The organism is Lactobacillus sp. ESL0791, assembly GCF_029433255.1.
Classification (GTDB): Bacteria; Bacillota; Bacilli; order Lactobacillales; family Lactobacillaceae; genus Lactobacillus.
The window spans coordinates 1402826-1422519 of the sequence record NZ_JAQTHU010000001.1; the positions used below are offsets into that span (position 1 = coordinate 1402826).

The window sequence follows — 19694 nt, forward strand, 5'->3', positions numbered from 1 at the left end:
TATATCATACTCTCAAATCAAACTGTCGGCTATGCTTTTTTGGCCCGCTCCTCACGTTCATACTCACGCTGCAGAATCAGCTTGGCAACCAGGTAATCGTGTCGGTCAAGCAGACCCGCATGGTTGATGTTATCCAATTCCAGAGCCATTAATTCAATGTCCCAAATTCGCTTGCCGACATGAACAAGCACACCGTATTTTTCCAGCAGTTGCTGCACATCATACAAGGTTTTCATCAGAAATTAATTACCATTCCCATTCTGACAGTCAGAACAATGTATAAAAGCAAGACCGCTCCTGCCAGCACACGCCATTTAACACTATATTTTTGCACCATTTTGTCGCCCATGACAATTGCCAGCAGAAAACCGCTGATAAGCCCGCCAAGGTGCCCCTGCAAGTCAATTCCCGGATCAAAAATATCTAATGCAATATTGATCAGCGCCAGCCAAAAGGCCTGACGGCCCAAATAGGAAATCATCGGGTTGGCCCGGTTACGCAGCCCAATTGCCACCATTGCGCCAAACAGACCGAAAATTGCGGTCGATGCCCCCGCGCTAATTGCCCGGTCATCACCAAAAGCAAAGCTAAACAAGTTACCGCCGACGCCAGCTAAGAGATAAACAAAAAGAAAACGCAGGTGCCCCATCATCGGTTCCAGATATTGGCCCATGTAATAAAAAATTACCGCATTTGAAACCAGGTGCAGTATCCCAATATGCAAAAACTGGGCGGTAAAAAGCCGCCACCACTGGCCGCCAGCCGCAATTGCATAGTTGCTCATTGCGCCCATTTTGAGTAAAACATAATTATTTTCCGAGCCGCCGGTAAAGGTCTCAATTAAGAAAGCCACGAGCAACACCACTAAAATCAGGATTGTTGCCCAGCTGTCTTTTAACCGCATTCTTTGATTCATTAATTAACCTCGTAAAATTTGGTCGGGCAAAATGATTGTCTGCACCGGGACATCTGTTTTTTCAACCGGCCATACAGCAGTTTGAAAACTCATCTTTGAATTGACCAGTGCCACCGTTTGGCTAGCGGGGTGCTTTGCCAAAAAGCGGTCATAGTAGCCGCCGCCAAAGTTAAGCCGCTGGTGGCTGTCAAGCGCAAATGCTAGGCCCGGGACCACAATCAAGTCCAATTCGTTATTAATCGGCGCTGTCGCATCGTCAACTTCCTTGACACCAAAGCGGGACTTTTTCAATTTGGTCATATAGGTGTAGTAAACAAAATCCTGGGTGTGCTCGTGATCATTATTTGCCCTTGCCAAGTAAACATCCTTGCCTTGATCCCACAGGCGGGCAATCAGTCGGGAGGTATCGACCTCACTTGGCAGTGACGCGGTAACACCGATTGAGCGGCTGTTTTTAATCAGGTCGCTCCCCATAAGCTGCTCAAGCAAAAGTTGATCTTCTTCGTCCTTTTTGGCACTTTTGGCATATTCTGCTAAAAGTTTTATCTGTTTTTTACGTAAATCTTTCTTATCCATTTTTCTTCCAAACAGCAAAAAATAGCAGGCATAAACAACCCTGCTATTTTGGTTTTATTACTTAGTTTCACGATGAAGCGTTGTGTGTCTTTCAACTGGACAATACTTCTTCAAACTTAAACGTTCCGGATGCTTACGCTTGTTTTTCTTAGATAAGTAACTTCTGTCACCACATTCGGTGCATTCCAAAATGATGTTATCTGCCATTTCTTTCACCACCTACAAATTTTTATTCTGACTGTATTAGAATAGCATTTTTCTTGAGTTTTGGCTAGTCTAATGAGTATTTTTTACTGTTTATGCAATTTATAATAGTCCTGAACCATTTCTTTTGCGACCTGCAAGGTATATGAACCCTCGCCCTCCGGGTCAAGACCAGGAAAGACAACTGCAATTGCCAAATCGGGATTGTTTACCGGGGCATAACCAACAAAAGTAGCATTGACTACTGCCGGCGGATTCTTCTGATTAGGGTTATCAGGATCATAGTAAAAAGTTTCCGCCGTTCCCGTCTTCCCGGCAATTTGCGGCTTAACATCTTTTAGTTTGTGGGCCGTGCCCCAGCCGTTAGTCCCATGAACAACCCGGTAAAAACCTTGACGGACAACATCCAGTTCATCTGGTGTCCACGGAATCCGTAGCTGCACATTCGGCTGCTTGTTGTAACCGGTATAGATGTGCTGACCATTGGTTGAAGTGCGGCCAATTGACTGCACAATGTATGGCTGCATCCGGTAACCGCCATTAGCAATCGTCGACACATACTGCACCATCTGAATCGGTGTATAAGCATCATAGTTGCCATAAGAAAGGTCAAGAACCGAACCAGAAAGAATCTGTCCTTGAGCGTTAAAGGACTTACCCTGAATCCCCGAAATCTCGCCAGGCAGGTCAACTCCGGTCTTTTGTCCTAGACCAAACATATTAAAATTGCGCCGCAAAACATTAAACGCGTTGTCGGGCATGCTGATAAACTCCTTGGGAACATATTTTGCATGTACCCACTTCATTGCCAAGTGCATCATGTAAATGTTACTGGAAACCTCAAGTGCGGTTTCCGCATCAAGTGCACCAAAAGTATTTAACGGATAGACCGATTTTTTAATCGGCGAACCCGGCAAGTAAATAGCCGTATCTGGAAACGTGTTATCCGTCGGTGTAATAACGTGATTGATTAATCCGCCGCTGACCGTGGCCCCCTTGACTGCCGATCCCATGACAAAAGCCTGGTTGATAACCCCCAGAGCATTATCGGTTGTTTTGTTCTTGTTGGGATCGCGATTAATTCCGGCCACCGCCAGCAAAGCACCCGTCTGCGGATTCATTGCAATCGCGTAAGCACCATTCGAATATTTGGCAGCACCAGAACCGATAGCTGATGCATAAACCTGCTTTAGAGTTGCCTGCACCTTTTTTTGATAAGCGGCATCCAGTGTCAACATTAAACTAGCACCAGCCTGGCCCTGATAAATGGTCTTAGTATCCTGGATATCACCATTGTCCTTGGTAATAACTTCGCTGGTCGTCTTTGTCCCCCGCAAAAGCGGTTCATATTCCTGTTCCAGGTATGAGGTGCCGACCCGATCATTACGCGAGTAACCATTGGTTAAGTAGTATTGCAAGTTATCACTGGGCAGCCCCGCCTTTTCCGTTGAAACTGAGCCAATAATACTTTGAATTGAAGAACCGTTGGGATACTCCCGCTGCCAATCCGTGCCGATGCCGACACCCGGCAGGTCAGCCAGGTGCTCCCCCACTTTGGCAATTTCCTTGTTGGTTAAGTCCTTATTTTTGACGTAAATTGTTGATAGAGTATATGCACCCGAAATCTTATTAAAAATCAAGGCAGCAGTTTTTTGCCGCGGCGTAAACTTAAGTCCCTCTTTTTTTACCTGAGCAACTATTTGGTCTGTCTTATAATCTTCATCCTCACTAGCCTGAACAGACTTGGGCAACTTGGCCTCTTCCCTAAGCGCGTTATCCGAATTGCCCAAATAATAATTTATTTCCTGCACTTGTGTCGGCTTTTCATCGCTTAACGTAATGTAGTTGCTTAAAGTTGTCGAAATTTGGTAGATCTGATCGGTAGACGTTGAAGCACCCTTAGTATAGGTAATTGCGTTGCTGGCGCGATTGCCCACCAGGATACGGCCCCGACTGTCATACATAATTCCGCGGGGAACTTGACTGGACACAATGGTTGAACTTGACTTTTGCACTTCTGATTTAAAACGCGAGCCATAACCGATTTGCAAGTATGCCAATTGTCCAATTAAAGTGGCAAATAATACAAAAATCACCCCAAGAATTATTTTCATTCTGATCGGCGTTGCGGACTGTTCTCGCGATCCAGTCCCCCTATTTTTCTTTAAATATTTCACGTAAATCAATCCTCGCTCAAACTGTAGTCATTTTAACAAAAAGCTGCGGGCAATTCTATGACTAGACCGAGAGTTTTGGTAAATTTTAAGATACAAGTTATTAAACATTTTTTTAATAATTGTCTTTGACCTGACAATTTGTAATAAAATAAAAGTGAAAAAATTTGTTAGATAATAAAGAGAAAGAAGATCATCATGACACTTAAATATCAAATTGGCGTTGATGCTGGTGGTACCCATACCACCGCGATTGCTTACGATACGGCTGGCAGGGAGCTTAATCGCGCAGAAAGCGGCCCAGGACAAATAAATGCTGATTATGAGCACGGCATTGGCAATATCGCAGATGCGATTAACGAATTAATCAACGAAATCGACGGTGACTGCATGCGAGTTTTATGCGGCATTGCAGGACTGTCTGTTGTCGGTAATGCCCCGCTGGTGGCAGCAACAATTTCTTCCAAAATTGGCAACTTGCCGACAAGGGCAATTACTGATTCGCTTTTGGCTCTATATAATGGGCTTAAGGGCGAAGATGGCGGGCTCGTGATTGCGGGAACCGGTTCGGTGTTTAACGGCCTTCAGAAGGGCAGCATTATTACCACGGGCGGTTATGGCAGCCTGCTTGGTGATGAGGGATCAGGCTACGCAATCGTTGTCAGTGCCATGAAGTCGGCCCTGCTCAGTTGGGACAAACGCGAAGAAAATGCACTCATCCCCCTATTCAACAACTTATTCAAAGTTGATAATATCTCCGACGCTACCGCTAAATTTTATAAATTAGTGCCAGCAGAAGTTGCCGCCATGGCCGTTAATGTTGCTAAGCTGGCTGACAGCGGCGACAAGGATGCTACCGCGGTAATTCATGAACAGGCGCTGCTTTTAGCACGCGACATCATCAATGGTCTTGACCGCTACGAGAAGCCGAAGCCGATGAAAATTGCTTTAACCGGTTCAGTTCTTGCTAACAACCAAATGCTACGGGACTTCATGATTGACCGCATTCATACCAACTACCCTGAGGCAGAATTTTCAATTTCTAACGGCGAAAATGCTCGCGGGGTTATTTATGATAAGAGTAAGGATTACCGCTACTTCACAAATCATAACTAATAAAATACTATACATTAAAAAAAGATTTTGGGAATAAATTTCATTACCAAAATCATTTTTTTGTATCTTTCAATAAATTTGAAAATTTTACTCTTGGTTGTTACAGTAAAATATCCTTAATCATTTTTACCGGAGATAAGCACCCGTTTGCTGTCATAATCTGCTGGTTATGTCTAACTAACATTTGTGACAAAATCGATAAAACGTCTTGGCGATTACCGGCTATAAATTGTAATTCCGTATCGTCCACATTTAATTGCAATTTATTACTAAATAAGTTGTCAGTTTCAGTTGGTGCTCCGTTTAACAAAATACATACGTTTTTCAACTTACTATTGTTAACAATTTTTTCCCAGGCAGCATCTAACAACTGCCACTCATCTCGATCGTCAAGCCAAACTGTCTCAGCTTGTTTAGAAATAACATACGAATTTATTTTAGCTTGTTCTCCATCTGATTTTTGTTTGTCGGTAAACAATACCGTTTGCCAACTAACAGAAGACTGCGGACTTACTTCAAAAGTCATATCAAACGCTAAGTAAGCTACATATCTTACGTTGGGTTCAGTTAAACACTTTAATGAAATATAGTAATTTTTTTCAATAATTGGTGCTGAATAGCGCGAAATTACCTTTTTATCGTCTTTGTCAGTAAAGAGAATACATTGATTTTTTTGATCCCAATGCCAGTGACGCTCACGTGGATAGAAATCTATATGCGACGGAAATTCCAGCGTATGATCAGAATTAAATCTAATCATTAAAATAGCATTACTATGTCCCATAAAAATCGTTATTTCCGGTCGACCTTTTTTACAGACAAAATCATGCCCTGTGCAGATTGCCAACATTTCTTCCTCTGTCATTAATTTTACCTTTATAAATTATTTATGTTTAAACCAAGACTTTATCAAACGATCGTTATACATAAACTTTGAAGAAACTTTACGACCATGACATAAGCGTCCGGAAAAGAAATTGTAGGCAATATAATTGACTATTGCCATTTCAAAATTACCAAAATGAGTATCACCCTGTCCCAAATATTCTTGAACAGTATCATCGGTATACAATTTCATAAAAATTCCTAAGAATTCAAGCAAAACCGCCCTTGTACCAAGAAGAATGCCAGCATTAAGCAGCTGCAAATGCTTATTTCGCTTGATAAAATCTGTCACATAATTTGGTTTAGCATCATCTTGCACAATATAGGTATTAAGATCGTTATATTCATCCCCAATATACAAAATATTATCATCAATCTTTGTAAAGGGATAATTCATCATCTCCACATCTCCAATATCCACCAGTGCAGCCTGCTCAATTTCATTATGTTGCAGTAAATATTCATACGCCAATTCCCATCTGGCAAAATACAGTTTCAATCCTTTCTTGGGATAATGCCCGAAAGGTTCAAGATAAATTGCCTTCACCAGTGGCGCTAAATTTTGCGTATTTTTAAAATTAACTAAGATATCAGTTTCAACCCCAAATTTACTCACCGAATTTGTTAGCCGATATGAAAGTTTATTAAGATCGACTGAACTTTTAGTTACATTATGTTGTGGTTCATTTATTTTAATAAGATATTCGGCAATAACAGCATTTTTCATAATATTCTCTATTTTCTAAAAAATTGCGCAATTTCAACGTTTTTTCGCACTTTGCACGTATCCTGCCTTTTAAAAAGACAATCATTATTATTATAAAATTTTAAAGGAGTAATTAGCAACTGATAATTAAGATTTTTATTATCTAACGATAGATAATAAAAAAGACAGCTTCTTGCTGTCTTTCCATTAGTCCTCAACTTTATTGATGACCGCATCAAACTTGCCGCCGGGTGTAGTGATTGTCACTGTTTGCCCCTTTTTCTTGCCCAGCAGGGCTTGAGCAATCGGCGAATCATTGGAAATTTTTCCGTTTAACGGATCCGATTCATCGCTCCCGACAATCGTGTAAGTTTCCGGATCATCCTCACCAACCTCGGTGTAGGTGACCGTTTTACCAACGGCAACTTCATCGGGATCACTGGCATTAGCATCAACAACGTGTGCATACTTTAGCATTTCTTCAACCACGTTGATACGGTCCTCAAGGTGACTCTGCTCATCCTTAGCGGCATCATACTCGGAGTTCTCAGACAGGTCGCCATAGGAACGCGCGACCTTAATTCGCTGAATAACCTCCGGTCGTTTGACTAATTTTAAATTTTTTAATTCTGCCTCAAGTTTTTCTTTACCCTCAGCAGTCATTGGATATGATTTTTCAGGCATAAAATTTCTACTCCTTAAAGTTTAATTTTCTTTTTGCACTGTCTTATCTTATTTATTTCCGAGGATAAAGTCAACCCTTAACGAATTTTTGCTGCAATCTCTTCTTCAAGATGGCCGGTAATGTTGGTCATTGCCTTGTTGACGACCTCATCCGTCAAAGTATCCTCTTTGTTTAAGAAAGTCAGGTTATAAGCCAGGCTCTTTTTATTGTTTTCAATATGTGAGCCCTGGTAAACATCAATGACACGCAGTCTGACCAAATATTTGCCGCCATTTGCACGAATAATATCTTCAACTTTCTGGTTATTTACTTTTTCATCAACCAAAATTGACAAGTCACGCTCGATTGCAGGGAATTTCGGTGCTGGTTGCGCCACCGTCTTGGTTGGGATTAACGGAATAATTGCGTCCAAATTGAGTTCATAACCATATAGTTCTGCGCCACTCAAAGCCTTGTCTGTCAAGGTTACTGCGTGGGCAATCATCCCGATCATCCCGAGATACTGACCTTGAAGGTAGATCCCAGCCGTCCTTGTCGGGTGCATTCCCGGAATGATCTCGGCTTTGTATACAACTTGATGATCATCAATTCCAATCGATGCAAACAAGTTAGCCAGTTGGCCCTTAACGAAGTAAAAGTCAATATCCTGGTTTTGGTGCTGCCAATTTTCGGCAAACATCTTACCGGAATACAGTGTAGCCAAATGTTCATGTTCGTTGAACTTGCCGCCTTCATGATCATAAACTCGTCCTTGTTCGTAAAAGGCCAAGCTGTTTTGCTTACGGGCCATGTTATAACTGGCAGCATCAACCAAACCGGTCATCAAGTTCTGCCGCATCGTTGAACGGCTGGAATTAAGCGGCATTTCCACTTGAGCAATTGATTTCGGCTCTTTGGTAAACAGCACCGCTTTTTCAGGCGAGGTTAGAGAATACGAAATTGCTTCCGTCATGCCTTGGCCCTGAACCACTTTTTTAATCCGGCGCAACATTTTTTCTTCTGCCGAATATCCTCCCTGGGTTTCCGCCAGCACCGGCTGGGTTGATTTGATATTATCATAGCCATACAGACGGCCAACTTCTTCAACCAAGTCCGCCGGAATGGCAATGTCCCACCTTCTGTTAGGAATATCAACTACCAGCTTGTCACCATTAATTTGACAATTAAAATTAAGCCGGTCAAAAATATGCTTCATTTCTTCAGCAGAAATTGCGGTACCCAAAGCATTATTAATGTAAGAAATCGTAGTTTCTACCACTACCGGCTTAAGCTGCTCGTCGCTGGCCTTGATGATACCAGTATCAATCGTGGCCGAGGCATCATTGCGCAAAAGCAAAGCGGCCATGTTTAAAGCTTTTTCAGTATTATCCCAGTTGACCCCTTTTTCGTAGCGGCTTGAAGCCTCGGTCCGGTTAGCGTGGCGCAAGGCAGTCTTGCGAATCAACGTCGGATCAAAAATTGCGGACTCCAAAATGACATCGGTTGTCTCATCGGTAATCTCTGAGTTGAGACCGCCCATAACTCCGGCCATCATTACCGGCTTTTCACCGTCAGTGATGACAATATCGTTAGGATCAAGGTCAACTTCTTTTTCATTTAACAAAGTCAGCTTTTCACCAACAGCGGCTTTGCGAACAACAAATTTGCCGGTGGTAAAAGTCTTAGCATCATAAGTGTGCATAGGCTGACCCGTCAGCAGCATGATGTAGTTAGTTACGTCAACTACATTGTTGATTGGGCGGATACCGGCATTCCACAAACGCCGCTGCATCCACAGAGGACTGTCGGCAATTTTAACCCCAGTAACCTTGCGCAAATAAACTCGCGGTGCCAGCGTAGGATCAACATCGGCACTAAGTTCACTAGTCCAATCGGGACCGTCTTCCTTCAGTGTAACGTCTTCCACCTTTACTGGTTTGTCAACAATTGCTCCGACTTCGTAAGCAGAACCATCCATTGACAGGGTATCCGCACGGTTGGGCGTAATGTCAAAGTCAAAAATATAGTCGTCCATGCCCAGTGCCTTAAATGCTTCATCGCCAGGCTTTACCTCGGCATCACTTGAAAAGACATAGATGCCGTCAGCATATTTTTGCGGAACAATACTTTCGTTAAAGCCAATTTCCTGTAATGAGCAGATCATGCCGTTGGACTCTAAGCCCTGCATTTTACTCTTTTTAATTTTGACATTATCGGCAATACGCGCGCCATTCAGGGCAACGATGACATCTTGGCCTGCTGCCACATTTGGTGCACCACAGACAATCTGCACCGGCTCATCCTGACCAACATCAACATGGGTAACGTTTAAATGGGTACCCTCAACCTTTTGGCAGTCAATGATATGGCCGACAACGATCTTTTTTAACCCTGCAGCCGGATGCGCAACCCCAGCAACTTCAATTCCGTGACGGGTAATCTTTTCTGCTAACTTATTAGGATCCTCATCCAATTTTACAAAATCCTGCAGCCAATTATATGAAACGAGCATTATCTTTCCTCCTTACGGAATTGTCCTAGGAACCGAATATCATTGGTGTAAAAATCACGAATATCATCAATTCCATATTTCAAAATAGCAAACCGGTCTAAGCCGACACCAAATGCAAAGCCGCTATAATTCTTTGAATCAACCCCGGCATTTTCCAAGACATTCGGATGCACCATGCCGGCCCCTAAAACTTCAATCCAACCGGTAAACTTGCAGATTGGGCAGCCCTTGCCATCACAATTAAAACAGCTAACGTCCATTTCAACCGACGGCTCGGTGAACGGAAAATAGCTTGGACGAAGACGTGTCTCGCGATCCTGACCAAAGATGTGACGAGCAATCATTTCCAACGTCCCTTTTAAGTCACCCATCGTAATATGGCGGTCAACAACCAGGCCTTCCATTTGCATAAACTGGTGAGAATGGGTGGCATCGTCGTCATCACGGCGGTAAACCTTACCCGGGCCAACCATCTTCAAGGGGCCCTTAGTAAAATCATGCTTTTCCAATACCCGCGCTTGGTCACCGGACGTTTGCGATCTAAGCAGATTTTCCGAATCAATATAAAAAGTTGCCTGCATGTCACGTGCCGGATGATCCTTAGGCAGATTCATCATTTCAAAGCAGTAATGGTCGGTTTCAATTTCCGGTCCCTGAACCACCTCATAGCCCATGCCAATAAAATACTCTTCTAAATCATCTAGGATAATGTTAATCGGGTGCTCCGAACCCATGTGCATTCTTCTGCCGGGCAGAGTAACGTCAATCTTTTCTTCTTCGAGCCGCTGCTCTACCAAAGTCTGAACAATATTATCCTTGGCGTCATCAAGCTTGTTATTAAACAAGTCACGCAGATTGTTTACCTTTTGGCCGACCTCGCGTCTTCTTTCGGGCGCAACCTCACTCATTGAGTGCAAAATTTCCGTCAGTTCACCCTTGCGGCCGATTAACTTAACCCGCACATCATTCAGATTTTTCTCATCATTTGCCTTGGCTATCTCAGCCAGTCCTCGTTCCCGAAGCTCTTTTAGCCTATCAAATAAGTCCATTAATTTTTCCTTTCAACAAAAAAAAGCTCCGTCCCCTCTCAGGGACGAAGCTACGCGGTACCACCCTAGTTTGAACCATCAAAGGCCCACACTTTCGCTTTTCGTTAACGGTGAAATACCGGAATGGATTAGATTCTACTTCTAAGATGAAATTCACAATTTGTTCTTCAGCTTTCCTTTCAGCTGCTAAGAAAGCCTCTCTGCTAACAACGCCTTGTTACTAGTCTTAGTAATTCGTAATTAAGTATAAGAATAATGCATTTTGAATTAACTTGCAAGTATATTTACAAAAATAGTAGGCAATTTTTCCTTACTGAATTCACTAAGACCAGCAAGCACAACTGCTAAAATGGTTAAAATTTAACCCTTTTTAAAATTTTTAAGTAGTAAAAATTCGCCATTTCTTATGTAACAGAAGTATCTGCCGCCAATCTTTTTAATACTGTAAGTTTTAACTTTTGTACCTTTCTTAAGAACTTTATTACCAATTCGTTTACCCTGTCCATTGTAAACATAAGCATTGTTATGCAACTTTTTATCTTTACCAATAAAATTCCCAGCAGCAATATATTTACCATGACGAATATTATAGAATTTGCGGCCCTTTACCATAATGGTTTCGTAAGTCTTAAATCCTTTGGTTTTTTTAATGTCAGTTTTACCAACACGCTTCCCTTTTTTATTGTAGATATAAGCATTATGCGTGGTTCCTTTTTCAAACCCAACAAAATTGCCAGCAGCTAAATAATAATGATCACTAATACGATAGAAATATCTGCCATTAATTAAAATTTTTCTTCCGAAAGTTCTAATCATAATCTTCTTTTTAAGAATCAGAGTACCGACACGTTTACCAGCACTATTATAAATATATGCATTATGGTGTAGTTTCCTTATTACACCATCATGAAGCACAGAATTATTATTGCCAAAATTAATTGAATCCGATGAAAACGGCGGTACATTATCGTTATTATAACTATTGGAATAAATATTTGAAATCAAACCATCACCAGTTGGCGTTCCTGGCACACTTAAACCGCCCGAAACTTGAGAACTCAGGTTGCTGCTCAATACTACTGATATACTGCCAGATTCTGATCTACTTGTCGATGTGCTTTCGCTCTCAGATGTGCTACCAGATTCTGATCTGCTCGTCGATGTGCTGCCACTCTCCGATGTACTGCCAGATTCTGATCTACTTGTCGATGTGCTGCCACTTTCCGACGTACTGCCAGATTCTGATCTACTTGTCGATGTGCTTTCGCTTTCTGACGTGCTGCCAGATTCCGATCTGCTTGTTGATGTGCTGCCGCTCTCCGACGTACTGCCGGATTCTGATCTGCTTGTCGATGTGCTTTCGCTCTCGGATGTACTACCAGATTCTGATCTACTCGTCGATGTGCTGCCACTTTCCGACGTACTGCCAGATTCTGATCTACTTGTTGATGTGCTTTCGCTTTCTAACGTGCTACCAGATTCTGATCTGCTTGTCGATGTGCTGCCACTCTCGGATGTACTGCCAGATTCTGATCTACTCGTCGATGTGCTTTCGCTCTCCGACGTGCTACCAGATTCTGATCTACTTGTCGATGTGCTGCCACTCTCAGATGTGCTACCAGATTCTGATCTGCTTGTCGATGTGCTGCCACTCTCAGATGTGCTACCAGATTCTGATCTGCTCGTCGATGTGCTTTCGCTCTTGGATGTACTGCCAGATTCTGATCTGCTTGTTGATGTGCTTTCACTTTCTGACGTGCTGCCACTCTCGGATGTGCTACCAGATTCTGATCTGCTTGTCGATGTGCTGCCGCTCTCCGATGTACTGCCAGATTCTGATCTACTTGTCGATGTGCTGCCACTCTCGGATGTGCTGCCACTCTCGGATGTGCTGCCGCTCTCTGACGTACTGCCGGATTCTGATCTGCTTGTCGATGTACTTTCACTCTCGGATGTGCTGCCAGATTCTGATCTACTCGTCGATGCGCTTTCGCTCTCTGACGTGCTGCCACTCTCCGATGTACTGCCAGATTCTGATCTACTTGTCGATGTGCTGCCGCTTTCTGACGTGCTACCAGATTCTGATCTGCTTGTCGATGTGCTTTCGCTCTCTGACGTACTGCCAGATTCTGATCTACTCGTCGATGTGCTGCCACTTTCCGACGTACTGCCAGATTCTGATCTACTTGTCGATGTGCTTTCGCTCTCCGATGTACTGCCAGATTCTGATCTGCTCGTCGATGTGCTGCCAGTCTCCGATGTACTGCCAGATTCTGATCTGCTTGTCGATGTGCTGCCACTCTCCGATGTACTGCCAGATTCTGATCTGCTCGTAGATGTGCTGCCGCTCTCCGATGTGCTACCAGATTCTGATCTGCTCGTAGATGTGCTGCTACTCTCGGATGTACTGCCAGATTCTGATCTGCTTGTCGATGTACTTTCACTCTCGGATGTGCTGCCAGATTCTGATCTACTCGTCGATGTGCTGCCGCTCTCCGATGTGCTGCCAGATTCTGATCTACTCGTCGATGTGCTGCTACTCTCGGATGTACTGCCAGATTCTGATCTACTCGTCGATGTGCTGCCGCTCTCGGACGTGCTACCAGATTCTGATCTACTTGTCGATGTGCTTTCGCTTTCTGACGTGCTGCCACTCTCCGACGTACTGCCGGATTCTGATCTACTCGTCGATGTGCTGCCACTTTCCGACGTACTGCCAGATTCTGATCTGCTCGTCGATGTGCTGCTACTCTCGGATGTGCTACCAGATTCTGATCTGCTTGTCGATGTGCTGCCACTTTCTGACGTGCTACCAGATTCTGATCTACTCGTCGATGTGCTGTCGCTTTCTGACGTGCTACCAGATTCTGATCTACTTGTCGATGTGCTGCCACTCTCCGATGTACTGCCAGATTCTGATCTGCTTGTCGATGTGCTTTCGCTCTCTGACGTACTGCCGGATTCTGATCTGCTCGTCGATGTGCTGCCACTCTCCGATGTACTACCAGATTCTGATCTGCTCGTAGATGTGCTGCCGCTCTCGGATGTGCTACCAGATTCTGATCTGCTTGTCGATGTGCTTTCGCTCTCTGACGTGCTGCCGGATTCTGATCTGCTTGTCGATGTACTTTCACTCTCGGATGTGCTGCCAGATTCTGATCTACTCGTCGATGCGCTTTCGCTCTCGGACGTGCTGCCACTCTCCGATGTACTGCCAGATTCTGATCTACTTGTCGATGTGCTGCCGCTTTCTGACGTGCTACCAGATTCTGATCTGCTCGTCGATGTGCTGCCAGATTCTGATCTACTCGTCGATGCGCTTTCGCTCTCGGACGTGCTGCCACTCTCCGATGTGCTGCCGCTTTCTGACGTGCTGCCACTCTCGGATGTACTGCCAGATTCTGATCTACTCGTCGATGTGCTGCCGCTCTCGGACGTACTGCCGGATTCTGATCTGCTCGTCGATGTGCTGCCGCTCTCGGATGTGCTACCAGATTCTGATCTACTTGTCGATGTGCTTTCGCTTTCTGACGTGCTGCCACTCTCCGACGTACTGCCGGATTCTGATCTACTCGTCGATGTGCTGCCACTTTCCGACGTACTGCCAGATTCTGATCTGCTCGTCGATGTGCTGCTACTCTCGGATGTGCTACCAGATTCTGATCTGCTTGTCGATGTGCTGCCACTTTCTGACGTGCTACCAGATTCTGATCTGCTCGTAGATGTGCTGCCACTCTCCGATGTACTGCCAGATTCTGATCTGCTTGTCGATGTGCTTTCGCTCTCTGACGTACTGCCGGATTCTGATCTGCTCGTCGATGTGCTGCCACTCTCCGATGTACTACCAGATTCTGATCTGCTCGTAGATGTGCTGCCGCTCTCGGATGTGCTACCAGATTCTGATCTGCTTGTCGATGTGCTTTCGCTCTCTGACGTGCTGCCGGATTCTGATCTGCTTGTCGATGTACTTTCACTCTCGGATGTGCTGCCAGATTCTGATCTACTCGTCGATGCGCTTTCGCTCTCGGACGTGCTGCCACTCTCCGATGTACTGCCAGATTCTGATCTGCTCGTCGATGTGCTTTCGCTCTCCGATGTACTGCCACTCTCCGATGTACTGCCAGATTCTGATCTGCTTGTCGATGTGCTTTCGCTTTCTGACGTGCTGCCACTCTCGGACGTACTGCCGGATTCTGATCTGCTTGTCGATGTACTTTCACTCTCGGATGTGCTGCCAGATTCTGATCTACTCGTCGATGTGCTGCCAGATTCTGATCTGCTCGTCGATGTGCTTTCGCTCTCGGACGTACTGCCGGATTCTGATCTGCTTGTCGATGTGCTTTCGCTTTCTGACGTGCTGCCAGATTCTAATCTACTCGTCGATGTGCTGCCACTCTCGGACGTACTGCCGGATTCTGATCTGCTTGTCGATGTGCTGCCGCTCTCGGATGTGCTACCAGATTCTGATCTGCTCGTCGATGTGCTTTCACTTTCTGATGTGCTACCAGATTCTGATCTACTCGTAGATGTGCTGCCGCTTTCTGATGTGCTACCAGATTCTGATCTGCTTGTCGATGTGCTGCCGCTCTCGGATGTGCTACCAGATTCTGATCTACTCGTCGATGTGCTGCCACTTTCTGACGTGCTACCAGATTCTGATCTACTCGTAGATGTGCTGCCGCTTTCTGACGTGCTGCCAGATTCTGATCTGCTTGTCGATGTGCTGCCACTCTCCGATGTACTGCCAGATTCTGATCTGCTTGTCGATGTACTTTCACTCTCGGATGTGCTGCCAGATTCTGATCTACTCGTCGATGTGCTGCCACTCTCCGATGTACTGCCAGATTCTGATCTGCTTGTCGATGTGCTGCCGCTCTCGGATGTACTGCCAGATTCTGATCTACTTGTCGATGTGCTTTCACTCTCAGATGTGCTACCGCTCTCCGACGTACTGCCAGATTCTGATCTACTCGTCGATGTGCTGCCGCTCTCGGATGTGCTACCAGATTCTGATCTACTCGTCGATGTGCTTTCGCTCTCGGATGTACTGCCAGATTCTGATCTGCTTGTCGATGTGCTGCCACTTTCCGACGTACTGCCAGATTCCGATCTACTTGTTGATGTGCTTTCGCTTTCTGACGTGCTGCCACTCTCGGACGTACTGCCAGATTCTGATCTGCTCGTCGATGTGCTGCCGCTCTCGGATGTGCTGCCAGATTCTGATCTGCTTGTCGATGTGCTGCCGCTCTCGGATGTGCTTTCACTTTCTGATGTGCTACCAGATTCTGATCTGCTTGTCGATGTGCTGCCGCTCTCGGATGTGCTACCAGATTCTGATCTGCTCGTCGATGTGCTTTCACTTTCTGATGTGCTACCAGATTCTGATCTGCTTGTCGATGTGCTGCCACTCTCGGATGTGCTGCCAGATTCTGATCTGCTCGTCGATGTGCTGCCGCTCTCGGATGTGCTGCCAGATTCTGATCTGCTTGTCGATGTGCTGCCGCTCTCGGATGTGCTACCAGATTCTGATCTGCTCGTCGATGTGCTTTCACTTTCTGATGTGCTACCAGATTCTGATCTGCTTGTCGATGTGCTGCCACTCTCGGATGTGCTACCAGATTCTGATCTGCTTGTCGATGTGCTGCCGCTCTCGGATGTACTGCCAGATTCTGATCTACTCGTCGATGTGCTGCCACTTTCTGACGTGCTACCAGATTCTGATCTACTCGTAGATGTGCTGCCGCTTTCTGACGTGCTGCCAGATTCTGATCTGCTTGTCGATGTGCTTTCGCTTTCTGACGTGCTACCGCTCTCCGACGTACTGCCGGATTCTGATCTGCTTGTCGATGTGCTGCCGCTCTCGGATGTGCTACCAGATTCTGATCTGCTTGTCGATGTGCTGCCACTCTCCGATGTACTGCCAGATTCTGATCTGCTTGTCGATGTACTTTCACTCTCGGATGTGCTGCCAGATTCTGATCTACTCGTCGATGTGCTGCCACTTTCCGACGTACTGCCAGATTCCGATCTACTTGTTGATGTGCTTTCGCTTTCTGACGTGCTGCCACTCTCCGACGTACTGCCAGATTCTGATCTACTCGTCGATGTGCTGCCACTCTCGGATGTGCTGCCAGATTCTGATCTACTCGTCGATGTGCTGCCAGATTCTGATCTGCTCGTCGATGTGCTGCCGCTCTCGGATGTACTGCCAGATTCTGATCTGCTTGTCGATGTGCTGCCACTCTCCGATGTACTGCCAGATTCTGATCTACTCGTCGATGTGCTTTCGCTCTCGGATGTACTACCAGATTCTGATCTACTTGTCGATGTGCTGCCACTTTCCGACGTACTGCCAGATTCTGATCTACTTGTCGATGTGCTTTCGATTTCTGACGTGCTGCCAGATTCCGATCTGCTTGTTGATGTGCTGCCGCTCTCCGACGTACTACCAGATTCTGATCTGCTTGTCGATGTGCTGCCACTCTCCGATGTACTGCCAGATTCTGATCTGCTTGTCGATGTACTTTCACTCTCGGATGTGCTGCCAGATTCTGATCTGCTCGTCGATGTGCTGCCGCTCTCCGATGTGCTGCCAGATTCTGATCTGCTTGTCGATGTGCTGCCACTTTCCGACGTACTGCCAGATTCCGATCTACTTGTTGATGTGCTTTCGCTTTCTGACGTGCTGCCACTCTCCGACGTACTGCCAGATTCTGATCTACTCGTCGATGTGCTGCCACTCTCGGATGTGCTACCAGATTCTGATCTGCTTGTCGATGTGCTGCCGCTCTCGGATGTACTGCCAGATTCTGATCTACTTGTCGATGTGCTTTCGCTCTCTGACGTGCTGCCACTCTCCGACGTACTGCCGGATTCTGATCTACTCGTCGATGTGCTTTCGCTCTCGGATGTGCTACCAGATTCTGATCTACTCGTCGATGTGCTGCCACTCTCCGATGTACTACCAGATTCTGATCTGCTCGTAGATGTGCTGCCGCTCTCGGATGTGCTACCAGATTCTGATCTGCTTGTCGATGTGCTTTCGCTCTCTGACGTGCTACCAGATTCTGATCTGCTCGTCGATGTGCTGCCACTCTCCGATGTACTGCCAGATTCTGATCTACTCGTCGATGTGCTTTCGCTCTCTGACGTACTGCCGGATTCTGATCTGCTCGTCGATGTGCTTTCGCTTTCTGACGTGCTACCAGATTCTGATCTACTTGTCGATGTGCTGCCACTCTCCGATGTACTGCCAGATTCTGATCTGCTTGTCGATGTGCTTTCGCTCTCTGACGTACTGCCAGATTCTGATCTGCTCGTAGATGTGCTTTCGCTCTCGGATGTACTGCCAGATTCTGATCTGCTTGTCGATGTGCTTTCACTTTCTGACGTGCTGCCACTCTCGGATGTACTGCCAGATTCTGATCTGCTTGTCGATGTGCTTTCGCTCTCTGACGTACTGCCGGATTCTGATCTGCTCGTCGATGTGCTGCCACTCTCGGACGTACTGCCGGATTCTGATCTGCTCGTCGATGTGCTGCCACTCTCGGATGTACTACCAGATTCTGATCTGCTCGTCGATGTGCTGCCACTCTCGGATGTACTGCCGGATTCTGATCTACTCGTCGATGTGCTGCTACTCTCGGATGTACTGCCAGATTCTGATCTGCTCGTCGATGTGCTGCCACTCTCCGATGTACTGCCAGATTCTGATCTGCTCGTCGATGTGCTTTCGCTCTCCGATGTACTGCCAGATTCTGATCTGCTCGTCGATGTGCTTTCGCTTTCTGACGTGCTACCAGATTCTGATCTACTTGTCGATGTGCTGCCACTTTCTGACGTGCTACCAGATTCTGATCTGCTCGTAGATGTGCTGCCACTCTCCGATGTACTACCAGATTCTGATCTGCTCGTAGATGTGCTGCCGCTCTCGGATGTGCTACCAGATTCTGATCTGCTTGTCGATGTGCTTTCGCTCTCTGACGTGCTACCAGATTCTGATCTGCTCGTCGATGTGCTGCCACTCTCCGATGTACTGCCAGATTCTGATCTGCTTGTCGATGTGCTTTCGCTCTCTGACGTACTGCCGGATTCTGATCTGCTCGTCGATGTGCTGCCACTCTCCGATGTACTACCAGATTCTGATCTGCTCGTCGATGTGCTGCCACTCTCCGATGTACTGCCAGATTCTGATCTGCTCGTCGATGTGCTGCCACTCTCCGATGTGCTGCCACTCTCCGATGTACTGCCAGATTCTGATCTGCTTGTCGATGTGCTGCCACTTTCCGACGTACTGCCAGATTCCGATCTACTTGTTGATGTGCTTTCGCTTTCTGACGTGCTGCCACTCTCGGACGTACTGCCAGATTCTGATCTGCTCGTCGATGTGCTGCCGCTCTCGGATGTGCTACCAGATTCTGATCTGCTTGTCGATGTGCTGCCGCTCTCGGATGTACTGCCAGATTCTGATCTGCTCGTCGATGTGCTTTCGCTCTCGGATGTACTGCCAGATTCTGATCTACTTGTCGATGTGCTTTCGCTCTCTGACGTACTGCCGGATTCTGATCTGCTTGTCGATGTACTTTCACTCTCGGATGTGCTGCCAGATTCTGATCTACTCGTAGATGTGCTGCCACTTTCCGACGTACTGCCAGATTCTGATCTACTTGTCGATGTGCTTTCGCTCTCGGACGTGCTGCCACTCTCGGATGTACTGCCAGATTCTGATCTACTCGTCGATGTGCTGCCGCTCTCGGATGTACTGCCAGATTCTGATCTACTTGTCGATGTGCTGCCACTCTCGGATGTGCTGCTGATCTTCGTGATCTGCCGCTCTCGGATGCCAGATTCTGATCCTTGTCGATGTGCTTTCGCTTTCTGATGTGCTACCGG

13 protein-coding genes are annotated in these 19694 nt (G+C 46.1%); 2 read left to right on the forward strand and 11 right to left on the reverse strand.

Translation table 11 applies throughout. The features are described from left to right. Positions 1–29: 29 nt before the first annotated feature. From PT285_RS06970 to PT285_RS06990, 5 genes are all read right to left on the reverse strand, one after another. A complete protein-coding gene (locus PT285_RS06970) occupies positions 30–236 on the reverse strand; it encodes a YqgQ family protein (RefSeq protein WP_277149050.1) in 207 nt (68 codons plus the stop codon). Next, the gene (locus tag PT285_RS06975; RefSeq protein WP_277149052.1) at positions 236–916 is read right to left on the reverse strand and encodes a rhomboid family intramembrane serine protease; all 681 of its coding nucleotides are present in this window, start codon (positions 914–916) and stop codon (positions 236–238) included. Before PT285_RS06975 ends, PT285_RS06970 begins: the two co-directional genes overlap by 1 nt. Positions 917–919: 3 nt before the next feature. Beyond that, positions 920–1492, reverse strand: coding sequence for a 5-formyltetrahydrofolate cyclo-ligase (locus PT285_RS06980; RefSeq protein ID WP_277149054.1), 573 nt, complete (start codon positions 1490–1492; stop codon positions 920–922). A gap of 57 nt (positions 1493–1549) precedes the next feature. Further along, positions 1550–1699 (reverse strand): 50S ribosomal protein L33, encoded by a 150-nt coding sequence (gene rpmG / locus PT285_RS06985; protein WP_081945351.1) that lies wholly within the window; start codon positions 1697–1699, stop codon positions 1550–1552. Positions 1700–1782: 83 nt separating this feature from the next. Continuing rightward, entirely contained in the window at positions 1783–3873 is a 2091-nt protein-coding gene (locus tag PT285_RS06990) for a penicillin-binding protein 2 (RefSeq protein ID WP_277149062.1), read from the reverse strand. A 195-nt stretch (positions 3874–4068) separates the two neighbouring features. Between PT285_RS06990 and PT285_RS06995 the strand changes: the two genes are divergently transcribed. Further along, on the forward strand, positions 4069–4986 hold the full coding sequence (locus PT285_RS06995; RefSeq protein WP_277149064.1) for an N-acetylglucosamine kinase: 918 nt from the start codon (positions 4069–4071) through the stop codon (positions 4984–4986). 100 nt (positions 4987–5086) lie between these two features. Here PT285_RS06995 and PT285_RS07000 read toward each other — a convergent pair whose 3' ends face one another. From PT285_RS07000 to PT285_RS07025, 6 genes are all read right to left on the reverse strand, one after another. Continuing rightward, on the reverse strand, positions 5087–5851 hold the full coding sequence (locus tag PT285_RS07000) for a hypothetical protein (RefSeq protein ID WP_277149066.1): 765 nt from the start codon (positions 5849–5851) through the stop codon (positions 5087–5089). 18 nt (positions 5852–5869) lie between these two features. After that, positions 5870–6598 (reverse strand): hypothetical protein, encoded by a 729-nt coding sequence (locus PT285_RS07005; RefSeq protein WP_277149068.1) that lies wholly within the window; start codon positions 6596–6598, stop codon positions 5870–5872. Positions 6599–6784: 186 nt separating this feature from the next. Beyond that, positions 6785–7261 carry a transcription elongation factor GreA gene (gene greA / locus PT285_RS07010; protein WP_277149070.1) on the reverse strand — a complete coding sequence of 159 codons (477 nt, stop codon included), beginning with the start codon at positions 7259–7261 and terminating at the stop codon, positions 6785–6787. A 77-nt stretch (positions 7262–7338) separates the two neighbouring features. Beyond that, complete coding sequence (pheT, locus tag PT285_RS07015) at positions 7339–9753, reverse strand: phenylalanine--tRNA ligase subunit beta (RefSeq protein WP_277149072.1); 2415 nt, start codon at positions 9751–9753, stop codon at positions 7339–7341. After that, positions 9753–10802, reverse strand: a complete 1050-nt coding sequence (gene pheS, locus PT285_RS07020; RefSeq protein WP_277149074.1) for a phenylalanine--tRNA ligase subunit alpha — start codon at positions 10800–10802, stop codon at positions 9753–9755. The genes pheT and pheS overlap by 1 nt, the downstream gene beginning before the upstream one ends. Positions 10803–11162: 360 nt before the next feature. Continuing rightward, a complete protein-coding gene (locus tag PT285_RS07025) occupies positions 11163–11834 on the reverse strand; it encodes an SLAP domain-containing protein (RefSeq protein ID WP_277149076.1) in 672 nt (223 codons plus the stop codon). A 31-nt stretch (positions 11835–11865) separates the two neighbouring features. On the opposite strand from PT285_RS07025, the gene PT285_RS07030 reads away from it, so the two are divergent. Then, on the forward strand, positions 11866–19683 hold the full coding sequence (locus PT285_RS07030) for a hypothetical protein (protein WP_277149078.1): 7818 nt from the start codon (positions 11866–11868) through the stop codon (positions 19681–19683). Positions 19684–19694 lie beyond the last annotated feature (11 nt).

Coding starts and splice junctions, on each gene's coding strand:
- pheT (WP_277149072.1), bottom strand. CDS start 9,753: ATGCTCGTTTCATATAATTGGCTGCAGGATTTTGTAAAATTGGATGAG.
- PT285_RS06975 (WP_277149052.1), bottom strand. CDS start 916: ATGAATCAAAGAATGCGGTTAAAAGACAGCTGGGCAACAATCCTGATT.
- pheS (WP_277149074.1), bottom strand. CDS start 10,802: ATGGACTTATTTGATAGGCTAAAAGAGCTTCGGGAACGAGGACTGGCT.
- PT285_RS06980 (WP_277149054.1), bottom strand. CDS start 1,492: ATGGATAAGAAAGATTTACGTAAAAAACAGATAAAACTTTTAGCAGAA.
- PT285_RS07005 (WP_277149068.1), bottom strand. CDS start 6,598: ATGAAAAATGCTGTTATTGCCGAATATCTTATTAAAATAAATGAACCA.
- rpmG (WP_081945351.1), bottom strand. CDS start 1,699: ATGGCAGATAACATCATTTTGGAATGCACCGAATGTGGTGACAGAAGT.
- PT285_RS06970 (WP_277149050.1), bottom strand. CDS start 236: ATGAAAACCTTGTATGATGTGCAGCAACTGCTGGAAAAATACGGTGTG.
- PT285_RS06995 (WP_277149064.1), top strand. CDS start 4,069: ATGACACTTAAATATCAAATTGGCGTTGATGCTGGTGGTACCCATACC.
- PT285_RS07000 (WP_277149066.1), bottom strand. CDS start 5,851: ATGACAGAGGAAGAAATGTTGGCAATCTGCACAGGGCATGATTTTGTC.
- greA (WP_277149070.1), bottom strand. CDS start 7,261: ATGCCTGAAAAATCATATCCAATGACTGCTGAGGGTAAAGAAAAACTT.